Source organism: Myxococcales bacterium, assembly GCA_016699535.1.
Lineage (GTDB): Bacteria > Myxococcota_A > Polyangia > Polyangiales.
The window spans coordinates 2,755,987-2,768,813 of sequence record CP064980.1 but is presented as its reverse complement, the minus strand read 5'-3'; the positions used below and the strand labels follow the sequence as shown (position 1 = coordinate 2,768,813).

At 52.6% G+C, this 12,827-nt stretch carries 13 protein-coding genes; 9 read left to right on the top strand and 4 right to left on the bottom strand.

The window, feature by feature from the left end; genetic code table 11:
- Positions 1–41 precede the first annotated feature (41 nt).
- Complete coding sequence (locus IPJ88_13110) at positions 42–2,378, top strand: sulfatase (GenBank protein QQR89144.1); 2,337 nt, start codon at positions 42–44, stop codon at positions 2,376–2,378.
- A gap of 122 nt (positions 2,379–2,500) precedes the next feature.
- Complete coding sequence (locus IPJ88_13105) at positions 2,501–4,345, top strand: CehA/McbA family metallohydrolase (GenBank protein ID QQR89143.1); 1,845 nt, start codon at positions 2,501–2,503, stop codon at positions 4,343–4,345.
- A gap of 10 nt (positions 4,346–4,355) precedes the next feature.
- Here the strand turns inward: IPJ88_13105 and IPJ88_13100 are convergent, their stop codons facing one another.
- Positions 4,356–5,921 carry a hypothetical protein gene (locus IPJ88_13100; GenBank protein QQR89142.1) on the bottom strand — a complete coding sequence of 522 codons (1,566 nt, stop codon included), beginning with the start codon at positions 5,919–5,921 and terminating at the stop codon, positions 4,356–4,358.
- Positions 5,922–5,929: 8 nt separating this feature from the next.
- Complete coding sequence (locus IPJ88_13095; GenBank protein QQR89141.1) at positions 5,930–7,246, bottom strand: histidine--tRNA ligase; 1,317 nt, start codon at positions 7,244–7,246, stop codon at positions 5,930–5,932.
- 391 nt (positions 7,247–7,637) lie between these two features.
- Between IPJ88_13095 and IPJ88_13090 the strand changes: the two genes are divergently transcribed.
- From IPJ88_13090 to IPJ88_13060, 7 genes are read left to right on the top strand one after another with little or no spacing between them, the layout of a single operon-like run.
- Entirely contained in the window at positions 7,638–8,210 is a 573-nt protein-coding gene (locus tag IPJ88_13090) for a DUF177 domain-containing protein (protein ID QQR89140.1), read from the top strand.
- 4 nt (positions 8,211–8,214) lie between these two features.
- The gene (rpmF, locus tag IPJ88_13085) at positions 8,215–8,406 is read left to right on the top strand and encodes a 50S ribosomal protein L32 (protein QQR89139.1); all 192 of its coding nucleotides are present in this window, start codon (positions 8,215–8,217) and stop codon (positions 8,404–8,406) included.
- Between the two features lie 9 nt (positions 8,407–8,415).
- The gene (locus tag IPJ88_13080) at positions 8,416–9,162 is read left to right on the top strand and encodes a 3-oxoacyl-ACP reductase FabG (GenBank protein ID QQR89138.1); all 747 of its coding nucleotides are present in this window, start codon (positions 8,416–8,418) and stop codon (positions 9,160–9,162) included.
- A gap of 60 nt (positions 9,163–9,222) precedes the next feature.
- The gene (locus tag IPJ88_13075; GenBank protein ID QQR89137.1) at positions 9,223–9,462 is read left to right on the top strand and encodes an acyl carrier protein; all 240 of its coding nucleotides are present in this window, start codon (positions 9,223–9,225) and stop codon (positions 9,460–9,462) included.
- A 21-nt stretch (positions 9,463–9,483) separates the two neighbouring features.
- Positions 9,484–10,731 (top strand): beta-ketoacyl-ACP synthase II, encoded by a 1,248-nt coding sequence (gene fabF, locus IPJ88_13070; GenBank protein QQR89136.1) that lies wholly within the window; start codon positions 9,484–9,486, stop codon positions 10,729–10,731.
- Positions 10,728–11,162: a ribose 5-phosphate isomerase B gene (rpiB, locus tag IPJ88_13065; protein ID QQR89135.1), complete on the top strand. Its 435-nt coding sequence runs from the start codon at positions 10,728–10,730 to the stop codon at positions 11,160–11,162. Before fabF ends, rpiB begins: the two co-directional genes overlap by 4 nt.
- A 2-nt stretch (positions 11,163–11,164) precedes the next feature.
- A complete protein-coding gene (locus tag IPJ88_13060; protein ID QQR89134.1) occupies positions 11,165–11,362 on the top strand; it encodes a hypothetical protein in 198 nt (65 codons plus the stop codon).
- Positions 11,363–11,420: 58 nt separating this feature from the next.
- Here IPJ88_13060 and IPJ88_13055 read toward each other — a convergent pair whose 3' ends face one another.
- On the bottom strand, positions 11,421–12,170 hold the full coding sequence (locus tag IPJ88_13055; GenBank protein QQR89133.1) for a hypothetical protein: 750 nt from the start codon (positions 12,168–12,170) through the stop codon (positions 11,421–11,423).
- Positions 12,171–12,322: 152 nt separating this feature from the next.
- On the bottom strand, positions 12,323–12,796 hold the full coding sequence (locus tag IPJ88_13050) for a hypothetical protein (GenBank protein QQR92039.1): 474 nt from the start codon (positions 12,794–12,796) through the stop codon (positions 12,323–12,325).
- Positions 12,797–12,827: the final 31 nt, after the last annotated feature.

Below are 12,827 nucleotides of genomic sequence, written 5' to 3'. Positions count from 1 at the left end.
TTCGTTGACCGTTGGATCTGACGCGTGGTAAGGCGGGATTTATGAAAAAAGAGTTGTTCTTTAACTTATTCCAGTGGCGCCGCATCGCCACAATCGTATTTGTCATGGCCCTTGGAATTGCCTATGGCTGCAATAAAGGGAGCAAGCTAGCGGAGGGATCCGCTTCCGCTCTCGGAGAGCTTGGCGATACCCCACGATTTAGCGACCTTCGGAAACAAAACGATTTGCTTGGGCACGCTCATCTGGCTGACATCCACTATCGCGATGGGTTGATCATTGATTTTGGTACGCCCAATCGCCCCAAATACACCGGTGGCAACTGGCGAAGCGGCTGGGGCCGTGACCTCAGCCAAAATCAGACGACCTACACAAACCTTATATCGACAACGGCTCGCAGCTTTTTCCAGGTGGACCATGTTGGACCGCTGTCTCTTAAGCTTCGCGTCAAAGCCATAGGGTCTCGCAACCTTACTCTCTACATCAACGGCCATGCCCTTTCGACGTTGCAACTAAAAGAGGCCAACGCGTTTTCGGAATACACGATAGACGTTGATGCTGCTTATGTTCAGCCTGGAGAAAACAGTTTGTTGTGGCGGCTTGGGGGCACAAAGAACGTTGGCGGGGAAGAAGTTTCGATTGCAGTAGATTACCTCGCGATCTTTCCAAAGAGTGAGACCACGCCCCAGAAGGTGCCAAGTTTCACCTCGTTCTTTGAAAAAATTGAACGCAAAAAAGAGCGTCGAGATGCTTTGGTCTTGGATGGACCAAGCCAGTTTACTTGGTACGTGACGGTTCCGGAGCAGGGCAAGCTTGGTTTTGCATTGAGCGCGCTTAGTGAATCAAAGAAGCCGCAAATGAGCGTCACTATAAAAGCCGACGGCCTTAATAGTAAAACACTGTTTTCGGGCGAGACGAAAGACTATTGGACCGAGCATTTGATTTCCTTGGACGAATACGTGGGTCAAACCGTGCGTATCGACATGAAGAACAAGGGCGCCGGTCAGATTGCCGTGGCAAGCCCTGCTGTTTTCGTCAGTCAAAAGGATGCCCTTCCGGAAATCAAGCCGGCGAAGAACGTCGTGTTGTTGATTATTGATACCTTGAGAGCCGACAAGCTCAAGCCCTACAATAAAAACAGCCGCGTCCAAACTCCTGTGCTTGACACGGTGAGCGATCAAGGCGCTGTTTTTACGCAGGCCCATTCGCCTGAAAACTGGACCAAGCCTTCTGTGGCATCGATTTTAACCTCCCTTTATCCGGAGAGCCATCGCACCAAGCAGATGGAGTCCAAGCTTTCAGAGAGCGCCTTGCTCATTAGCGAGATTTACCGCAAAGCCGGATATCGAACCGGAAGCTTTATTGCAAACGGCCATGTCTCCGACCGTTTTGGTTTCAAGCAGGGTTGGGACTACTACACCAACTATATTCGTGAAAAGAAGATTTCGGATGCGGAGCATGTTTTTACTGAAGCATCAAAATGGATTGAAAAGAACAAAGACAATCAGTTTTTCGCCTTCATTCAAACCATTGATCCTCACGTGCCATATGATCCGCCCGGAGAGTTTCTACAGCTCTACGACAAACAGGATTACTCTGGCCCGATTAGCCCAAGGAATACCTCACAAAACCAAGTTGACGCTTCACGCGGAAAGATAGAGCTTTCGTCACGTGACAAAGCGAGACTCGCAGCACTCTATGATGCTGAAATAAGTTATCACGACCATCATTTGGGAGAGTTTATCGAAAAACTCAAAGCTTGGGGCGTGTACGACGATACGGTGTTTGTAATTACCGCGGATCACGGTGAAGAGTTCGGCGATCATGGCAAATACGGGCATGGTCATTCGGTTTATGAAGAGCTCCTTCATGTGCCGCTTAGTTTCCGCTTTCCTGGTGTTGTGCCTAAGAAAATAGCGGTTCCTCATACTGTAAGCACCTTGGATATCGGACCGACGCTCCTTGAGCTAAGCGGCATCAAGGAACCGCCCACCATGGAAGGGCATAGTTTGTGGCCTTATATGAATCAGCTCGAGCCAGCGAGGCCTTCGGTTGCCTTTAGTGACTTCCTTGATAATCGCCGTGTGATCACTGCCGGACGCTGGAAACTTATTCAGCGAGGCGGTCGCGGCGATGCCTCTCTCTTTGATTTGAAAACTGACCCGGCAGAGCAGCATGAGCTCTCAAGCAAACAACGACCGATTGCCTGGCGCTATTGTCGTACGCTTTTAGGACAGTTCCTGGGAGCCCGGGACAGACAAGCTTGGATTTCGGCTAAGCAAGGCGGCAGCAAAGAGCTTAAACAAGAATCGACTCAAATCGACGATGAAACCCGAAAACAGCTTTGCGCGCTTGGCTACGGCAATTGTGACGATGAATAGAGCGTTTGCTTAATGAACTTAAAAGGAAAAAGCTCTGAGCACAGCTTATGACTTTGCTTGCCCAACAATCGGACCGGTATTTGCGCAATCCTAGATGGCATCGGTCGGAGGGGCGGCTTTGGTTGTACGCGATAGCTTGGACACCTAAGCATGAGTCGCTGCTTCGCTTTGAAGCAAACGAGCAAGGCGAGCTTTTAGGTAACGAAGAGTTGGTGCTAGAGCAGGATGCGATTTTGGGCTGGGATGCATCGGCTTCAGCTATCAAAATCGCACAAAGCCCTTTAGAAGAACGCCTTGCCCGGCATAAAAACTGGTCTGTTCATACGGAGCACCGCGATGGGATTTCAACCGTATGGGCTCAATACGGCGGGGAGGGAAAGGCCGTGCTTTGGTCAAAGCCAGCAATCGCGCTGGCTCCGGCGGTGTATGCGGTCGAAGATGGCGCTTGGATTGCTTTTCATCACAACTGGCGAAGCGATCGGCAATGCGTCGATGTGAGCAAGTGGATCGAGCTTCGCTTCGTAAACCTTCAAGGGCAGGTCTTTGAGCCCAAAGCGCCCATGCCTGATCTTAATCGCGATGCCGAGGGTGAAGAGCAGGGCTTTGAGTTTCCAAGTCTCGTGCTCGGCGAGCAAGGCAGCTTGGCTCTGTTTGGGCGCGGCTCGCACTGTTTTTGGTGGCAGAGCCTTGGTGAACAAGGCTGGACGCGCCGCGTGCCGATGGGGGCTGAATCAACCTGGGGCTGCCGCGGTCGTCGCGTGGCTGCCGTTGCCTCCGGAACGCACATTCTGAGTGCACGACGTGAGCGAGCGGGAATTGAAATTGCGAAACACGACTTTCCGGTTTTGGGCAATGCTCAAAAGTTCCTTATGCCTTGCGTTGCTGAAAAAGAGCTGACGGCACCATCGCCCATTCATCGTCATGCAAAGAGCATCTCCGAGCGTCTGAGCAAGGAAAAACGGATGACGCTGTTTGGCGACATTCATCAGCACAGCGCTCATTCCGATGGCGTTGGCGGCGCCGATGAGCCTTATTTGCGAGCGCGCTACCAGTATGGCGATGATTTCTGTGCACTCACTGATCACGAGTCCTTCCTTGGTAAGCGAATTGGGCCAGGCGAATGGCGTTATCTGTGCAAGACCACCGAGAGTCATCATCAAGACGGTGAGTTTGTGACGCTGTATGCTTACGAGTGGACAGCAAAAGCCTATCCTGGTCCCGGACACAAAGTCGTTTATCTTTCGTCGGAAGGCGGCGAGATTGTATCCCGCGACGTGATTTCTACCGGGAAAGAGTTGCTTGATGCTGTTTATAGCGCAGGTGGTTTTGCGGTGCCGCATCACGTGGGCTGGACGGGCGCAGACTTGGAGGCGCACGACGAACGCAAGCAGCCCGTATGGGAGATTTGCTCCTGCCACGGCTGCTACGAGTATGCGGATCATCCCCTTGGTCAACGCGGCGAGCACAAAGAACAAATGGTACTGAACGCTTTGCAGCAAGGGCTTCGTTTTGGTTTCATTGCGTGCTCAGACAGTCATGGTCTTTTATGGCATCACGGTATGGCGCGAAAACGTGATCCTTTCCGAACAGGGCTTACAGTTGTGCAAGCCAGGGAGAAAAGCAGAGAAGCTATCCTTTCAGCCATCAAAGAACGTCGTTGCTATGCCACGAGCGGCGATAAAATCATTGTGGACTTTCGCGTTGACGGCGCGCCCATGGGAAGTGTCATCAAGCACAACAAAGCCATGATGGTCACGCTCGATATTCGAGCCACAGCCCCTGTCCAGAACATTGTGTTTATGGCGGATCAAGGCGAGATTCATCGCATTCCGTACGAGGAGCCCGCAGAATCGGAGCTTCATGTCGAGTGGGAATTTAACGATCAACACAGCCGCTTTTTGTATGCACGGATTGAGCAAAACGACGGTGAAATGGCGTGGCTTTCGCCCGTTTTCTTCGAGCGCTAAGCAATCTCTTTTAATTTTCAGGCGAGTCGGTTTGAAAATTCATGAGCCATAGCGCTTGGGCGCGTGCGTAGCGGCCCTGTCGCTCGTAGCCTGCCAGACCGTAGAGCACGGTCCACCAATGATCGCCTGGACGAGGTGAGCCATAGGCGAAAAAGGGGATCAGATGAAACTGGTAGTAACGCTTCCCGTGTTTGCGTCCTTCGTTGTAGTAAGTGAGTCCTGCCACTTGGTGCACCGTCGAGCGATTACGAAAGCGCCAAAAGAGGGGAAAGAGAATCGATGTTCGATAATCTTCTTCGTAATCTTCGAAATCCCAATACAGCGGTGCGACCACCAGATGTCGATGCGTTCGAGCTTCGGTGGAGTAGATAATCGGATGAAGGTTGAAGGTTCTGCTGTTGGGATCGTGCGAAAATTGAAGAGTAGGAGCAATCCAAGTAAAGGCGGCGTCTTTTCGCTCCGAGCCCCAGTGTGCAGCAAGCGGCGTAACCCAAGTGCTTGAAACGTTGCGAGTTTTCCAGCGTCCAAAGAAGGGCGCTAGAACAAAGCTTGAGGAAGACGGGTCGCTAAACTGCCACAAAAACGGTGCTAAGACGAAGGCTGATTCGTAGAGCCTAGGGTTACGCCAAGACCAAACGAATGGGGCAAAGGCATCCAATTCGGTGCGCCCGCGATGCCTGAAATAGAGCAGGGCATAGAGCGAGCTGCTGTCCTTATCCTCCAGGTATCCGGCCACGGGAGTCAGCAGACGAAAGTTTTGCTTCCCGCGGTAATAATGGAATAGCGGCGCAAGGGTTAGGCTCTGGTGCTTGTTGTCGTGGCTATGAAACAAAAGGGGTGCAAGCCCCCACTTGGCACCTGTGAGTGAAACATGATGATAAAAAGGTGGGACGACTGTGAGCGCATCGCGCTCCTCGCGGTCGACGAAGCGGAAGAAAAGCGGCGGCAGTAAAATCCGTTCCGATAGCGGGTTACTGTTAATCCAAAGCAGAGGAAAGATGCCCCAGTCGATGTCGTCGCGATGGCGAACGCGCCAAAAAAGAGTCGAAAAGGTATACGCGTCGTCTTGATCACGCCATGCAAAACTAAGCAAAGGCGGAATTACGGTGTAGTGCCTGTCTTTTTCTTGGCCATGGTAAAACAGGGGGCTTAGCCCAACATCAAAGCCAGTGCCTCCGCGGTAATGAAAGGGCGGAATGACAAGCGTGCTGTTCTTTTTGCCGCGAAAGGACCAGTAGAACGGAAAGGCAACGTCAGCGTTTAGATCTTTGCTGCGACGATTATAATAGGGTCCGGCAAGCAACTCGGAGTAGCCGGGGCCGCGTTTGGAAAAGTAAAAAGGGAACACGCTCAGCGTTCGGGTTTTGTTGCGCTTGGCTAACTCAACGGGGGGAAGCGTGAAGCTGGAATCCTGTTCGGTCTTCTTTTCTTCAGAAGGCCGCCAGGAAACCGCTTTGGATGCTGGCAGCAACTGCTCATCGGAGTTTTCCTCCTGGGTGCCTTGGCTTGGCTCGCTGTCTTGGGCGAAAAGTTGTGAAGGAAACGCGGCGAGCGCAAGGACAAACAAAGGAGTCATGGCTAATTTCATAGTGACTCCAGCTCGCTTTGCAGATAGGGAATGAGCCCCTCGATGCCTACATCTTTTTGCTCATGCTTCTTGAGACTCTTTAGCTGCACAACGCCGTTTTCTTTCTCGCGTTGACCCAAAATGACCGCAAAAGGAGCGCCGAGTTTGTCGCTTCGCCGCAACTGGCTTTTGAGCGATAGCCCACGCCAGTCCGCATCAACACGCATGCCCGCGCGCCTGAGTCGTTCCGTAAGTAAAAGCGCATCCCCGCGCAATGAGGCTTCGGCAACGAGCACTGCTACATCAATTTGCGGCGCGGTCTCAGCGTTGGGCATGGCTAAAAGCATGCGTTCGATACCGGTTGCAAAGCCAGTGGCTGGAGCAGCCTTGCCGCCCAAGGTCTCAAGCAGGCCATCGTAGCGTCCGCCGCCCAAAACAGCGCTTTGCGAACCCAAGTCCGCAGCGGTGGCATGTATCTCAAACAGGCTGCGGTTGTAGTAATCAAGACCACGCACCAGCCGCGTCTCGATTTCAAAAGCAATGCCAAGTTGCGTTAATGCTTCTTGCACTTGCTGGAAATGCTCGCGGTCATCGGCGCCGAGAAAATCAAGGATTGATGGAGCATCGCCTATCAACGCTTTGTCTTTTGGATCCTTGGAATCAAGAATGCGCAGCGGGTTGAGTTCCAAACGCCTCTGACTGTCGACGGAAAGTTGAGCGGTCTTTGGCTCGAGAAAGTCATAAAGCGCTTTGCGATAGTTGGCTCGGGTTTCATTGCTGCCAATCGAGTTAATTAAAATGCGATGTTCTTTGATTCCGAGCGCATCAAGCAGGCTGTGTGCAAAGGCGACGGTTTCGGCGTCGGCATAAGCCGAATCATCGCCAATCCATTCTGCGCCGGCTTGAAAGAACTGCCGATAACGACCTTTGGCTGGCCGCTCGCGGCGATACATTGGCCCGAGATAAAAAAGTTTGTTAACAGGACTTTGCGCCCCCAGACGATGTTGCATGAAGGCTCGAGCCGTGGATGCTGTACCTTCAGGCCTCAAAGTCAGGGATTTTTCGCCCTTGTCCACGAAGGTGTACATTTCTTTTTGCACAATATCGGTGCCCTGGCCGATGGACCGAGCAAAAAGCTCGGTCGGTTCAACGATGGGCGTCCGAATCTCGGAAAACGCATAGCGCGCTGCAATGTCTCGAAACGTCGTCTCGAAACGCTGCCATTTAGCGATTTCGCTGGGAAGAATGTCATTCATTCCCTTTACAGCCTGAAGCGTGCTCATCCTGCCGCCTTCTAACCGCTGCGCTACCGCTTCGCAAGCCACCAATTTCAAAACAACCTCACCCACCACCCCGCGAGCAAAGCGAGCCCCGCTGGGGAGGGAGCCAAGGCGCATAGCGCGCTCGGGAGGGGATTCGCGTGAATCCCCTCTTTGGAGCGCTGCTACGCAGCGGTCCAAACAGTCAAAGCCAAAAACTTAAGCAATTCCAAAATTACCTCCCCAGTCACCCCGCGAGCAGCGCGAGCCCGCTGGGGAGGGAGCCGACGCGCATAGCGCGCTCGGGAGGGGATTCGCGTGAATCCCCTCTTTGGAGCGCTGCTACGCAGCGGTCCAAACAGTTAAAGCTAAAGACTTAACCAATCCCAAAATTAGCCAGCCACATTACCTGCCCAGCCACCCCCACTTGACTTTAGGCGCTTTTGCGGTCAAACCGCTGCCCGTTATGGCTGCTATGCGCATCAATGTGAAGCATCTCGAAGAGCACGGGAAAGATTACGTTTTTCCGCTCTCTCGGGCCTGGCTTAGTGCCAATCTCGATGATGAGATTCTGCGTCCGGATCCAGAGACTGCCGAGGGCGAGGTGCGCTGTTCAGCGCAACTTACCGGAAAAGACGTGTATCTTCGCGGAAATATCCAAGTTCCGTTGGTGGCGGAGTGTTTTCGCTGTCTAGAGGATGCGCATATCTTGCTCGATACCGAGTTTAGTGCGCTCTACACGGCAAAAGGCCCTGAATTTCGGCCAGATTCGGGCGAAAAGGACCTTACCCCTGAAGAACTGGAGCGGGAGTTCTTTTCTGGCGATGAGATTGAGTTAGATGATTACATTCGGGACCAAATTCTGTTAGAAGCCCCACTACAACCCCTCTGTAAGGAAGATTGCCAGGGCATAGCGATTCCCGAACATATTCGGCCCCCAGCCGATTTTAACGACGAAAACAGGCAAAAGCAGGGCATTGACCCACGGCTAGCGCCCTTATTAGAGTTCAGCGCGAAGGCAGAGCCTTCGAAGGAGTAAGACGGTGGCAGTTCCAAAGAGACGTACAACACGTGCAAAACGAGATTCACGGCGCGCAAATCATGATCGTGTCAGTGCTCCCAACTTGATTCCATGCCCCAATTGCGGTGACGTCACGTTACCACATCGTGCATGTGGCTCATGTGGGCACTACAAGGGTCGCGAAATTGTAGCCGTACCCAGTGAACAAGCATAGGTCGCCCTGATGTTTGATCTCAAAGAACGCGTTGCGCTCGTCACGGGGGGCTCCCGTGGGATTGGTCGCGCCGTTTGTGTTGCGCTTGCCCAGTCCGGAGCCACGGTTGTCATCAATTATCAAAGCAACGAGGAGGCTGCTCGTAAAAGCGCTGAGGCCATCGAAGCTGTTGGTGGGAGTGCCACGATCGTTCGCTTTGATGTTGCAGACGCGGATGCAAGCGATGCCGCAATTTCCGAGCTCGTTAAAAAGCACGGCCGTCTGGATATCTTGGTTAACAACGCAGGTATCGCGCTTGATAATTTGCTGCTGCGCGTCAAAGCCGAAGAAATCGCGCGCACCTTTGAAACCAACGTTGCAGGTGCCATTCTGTGTTCAAAATCCGCCATGCGCGTGATGATGCGCAAGAAATACGGCCGCATCATTAATATCTCAAGCGTGGTCGGCGAGTCGGGAAATCCAGGACAGGCCGTCTACAGTGCATCAAAAGCTGCGCTTATTGGCTTGACGAAAACACTGGCCAGGGAGTACGCATCGCGCGGGGTAACGGTCAATGCTGTTGCTCCAGGGTTCATTGACACCGACATGACTTCCACACTCCCAGAAGCTGCGCTTACAGCGGCCATTGCTCAAACGCCCGTCGGGCGCGTAGGCAGTGCGCAAGAAGTTGCAGCAGCGGTGGTGTATTTAGCGAGCGAAGAAGCTGGCTATGTGACGGGGCAAGTGCTTCGTGTCAATGGAGGGATGTACGTGTAGGCCTGCCGGCGATTACGTCGCGTGAGTCTGTAGATAGGGCAACAGCATGGAGGAAGCCAAATGAGTGAAGTTGCAGAAAAGGTAAAAGAGATTATTTCTCAGCAATTGGATGTCGATGGTGCGCAAATTAAGGATGAAGCATCGTTCATCGATGATTTGGGCGCAGATTCGCTTGCCATCGTCGAGCTCGTGCTCGCGTTTGAAGAGCAATTTGAAATTGATATCCCCGATGAAGACACCGAGAAAATTCGCACCGTTGGCGATGCTGTCAGTTACATCACCGGACACGTAAAAAACTAGATCTATCAAGGGTAAGTTATTGTGACTAAAAGGGTCGTTATCACTGGAGTAGGTGCCGTTAGCCCATGCGCTAGCGATGCAGAAGCCACCTGGCAAGCTTTGCTTGCTGGCAAAAGTGGTATCGGCCCGATTACCCTTTTTGATGCCAGCGAACATCCGTCGAAAATAGCAGGCGAATGCAGCGATTTTAATCCGGAAAACTGGATTGAAAAACGCCGCCTGCGGGAGATGGCTCGCTTTATTCACATGGCCGTCGCTGCAAGCGACATGGCTGTTAAGGCCGCAGGCTTTGATCCGAGCGATGCAGAAAAAGAACATGTCGGCACCCTTATCGGTGTTGGAATGTGTGGCCTAGAGTTGATCGAAGCGTCTTGCAAGACGCTCTTTGATCGAGGACCCAAGAAGGTTTCCCCTTACTTTATTCCTTCAAGCATTACAAACCTGGCCCCCGGGCAGGTCTCGATGCGCTTTGGTTTCAAAGGCCCGAGTTACACCACCACGAGCGCCTGCTCCTCGGGTGCCCACGCCATCGGCGAAGCGCTTCGCTGGATTCAGCGTGGACACATGCTAGCCGCTGTAGCTGGCGGGGCCGAAGCAAGCGCCACTGCGCTGGGCGTTGCTGGCTTTACGGCGATGAAAGCACTCTCGACACGAAACGATGCCCCGGAAAAAGCCAGTCGTCCCTTTGACAAGGATCGCGACGGCTTTGTCATTGCCGAAGGGGCCGGCATCGTGATTTTAGAAGAACTCGAGTACGCAAAAAAACGTGGCGCCAACATCATTGCCGAAGTCATTGGCTACGGCGCGACTGCAGACGCCTATCATCTGACTCAACCCGCCCCAGAAGGCGAGGGCGCTCAACGTTCCATGCGTGAAGCGATTGCCGATGCCAAGCTCAACCCCACGGACGTTGACTATATCAACGCGCACGGAACATCGACCGGCGTAGGCGATGTGAACGAGACCAAAGCGATCAAAGCTGTCTTTGGCGATCACGTAAGCAATGGCCTGTGGGTCTCAAGCACCAAGTCCATGACAGGGCATCTGTTGGGAGCGGCTGGTGGCCTTGAAACAGTCATCAGTGCACTAAGTATTCGCGACGGTGCAGTTCCGCCAACCATTAATCTCGATGCGATTGAGCCAGAATGCGCCGGTGTTGATTTTGTTCCGCATGAAGCCCGTAAACGAGAGGTCAAGATTGCCCTGACCAACTCCTTTGGTTTTGGTGGAACGAACGCAACCCTGGTACTCAAACAATACCAATCATGAAGGTTTTCATTGCATCCGATCACGCTGGCTTTGCGCTTAAGCAAAGCTTGCTTGAGTATGCAAAGGAAAACAGCGCACTCGAGTTAATAGATCTCGGTCCCCAAAGCACTGCTTCGGTCGATTACCCCGACTTTGCCCACCTGCTTTGCGAGCAAGTAGCGACGCAGGAAGGTGCCCTCGGCGTCCTTGTTTGCGGCACGGGTATTGGCATGTCGATGGTTGCAAATCGACATTCAAAGATCCGTGCTGCCCTTTGCTATAACAGCTATGCCGCACAGATGGCGCGTGCCCACAACAACGCAAACGTGCTTTGTTTGGGAGAACGTGTCATCGGCCAAGGTCTTGCCGAAGCTATCTTTGATCGCTTTATCGAGCAGCCTTTTGAGGGTGGTCGGCACCAACGCCGAATTGACAAGTTTGGCATTGAATAGCAGTGAAAATTGACCAAAATGGCAGTTTTCAGCCCGAAAGACGCCAATTTAGTCTACGCTTCACTTGCGAAGATTGCCTTCATTTTGATGAGGGCAAGGGGCGATGCGCTCACGACTATCCGGTGCAAGAACACCTTGCTGAATACTACCAGAGCAGTGAAGTGAAGATTGTGTTCTGCAAAGATTTTGAGCTGCGCTAAAAAAAAGCCCCCGCCGAAGCGGAGGCCTCTTCAGGTTTAGGTGATTCGTAAATAAGACCTAGCTTAGTACTACGTCGCCGCAGGTTGGACCAAAGGTTGCTGTAATGTTGAGGTCATAGTCACCTCCGGAGGTGCCCGTAGACCAATTTCCATCAACCTTTAGGGTACCAGCCGTTGCACATCCATCGCTTAGCGTGATGTCGTAATCAGCGTTTATGGTGTAATCAAGGGTATTGCCGCCCGCGTTAATAGCTACGGTCTGATTTACCGAACCACTGATTTCCGTATCAGACAACGTCAGCGACCCGGTCATTGTGATTGAGGTGCTTGAGCCGCCAAGGTCTGAGCTGATGGTAAGGTTACTTGTAAAGCCTGTCGCACTGACTTCGAGGGTGCCATCGATGGTGTAGATGCCGTTCACGGAACAGTCATTGTAGGTTACCGTTCCAGATGCATTGGTGACGCAATCTGGAAAATCGCCTTTGGCAAAAAATGCTTCGATTTCTGAAAGGTCAATGGCGGATGTGCTAAGAGCCGCTGCACTGTTCTGCGTCGCAAGTTTTGCGTTGAGCATACTTTGATAGTTCCCGAACAAGCCGTAAACCTGACCGATTGCCGCCGAATCTTGCTCGTTGGTGCTGAGTGCTTGAAAGGCGTTGAGATCCTCAACTGCTTGAGTCGCGGATTGTGCGGCAGCAGGATTGTCGATTAGTTCGCCGCCGCTCGAGCTGCTATCGTCGCTACTGCATGAAAAAGTAGGTAGAGCGAAGGCCGAGCACGACATGGACAGCAAAAACGATCGAATCATAGGGGTATCCTTCTTTCAGGGTTGGTAAAAGGACGTGAAGTATAGAGAGTTAAAGCCAGTGTTGGCCAAATTTTGCGCAAGCATTTTCTCTTTGACGCGAAGGTCGGCAGTTTTTGGGGCTATGTTGCTAGGCTGGCCCCAGAGCGGTGTGGCTATTTGCCCAATCCCTTGTGTCTACGCACCGGCAGCCAAGCAAGCAAAAACCCCATAAGATACAATAAAGGGTTTTTCTTGGCAAAGCTGCGGTTGGCGGCCTCGCGAATCTCGCTACGCAGTGCCGCCACAAGCGCTTTTTCTTCGGAGATATGCTCGTCGCTAAGTTTTCTATTCTTCGCGATGGGGATGAGTTTTTCGACTTCAGCGATATCACGGGCAAGCAATGCTTTTTCTTCTGCGACGAGTTGCTCAGCAAGCTCGAGCTGATGGTCGTTGACGATTTCTCCAAAACGAGCCAAGCGAGGCACGACAATAGGGCAGTGCCCTGCCGAAATCGCATCAAGCAGGGATCCGCAGCCACCATGACTGATGACCGCGTCTGCTTGCTTCATTTTTATCAAGAGCTCCTCGCGGGCTAAAAACTTTGCGCCGTTTACGCCCACTCGAGGCTCTGCCTGCCCAAATTGCATCCAAAAGCTTTCATCCGAAGCGCTAAGCCGC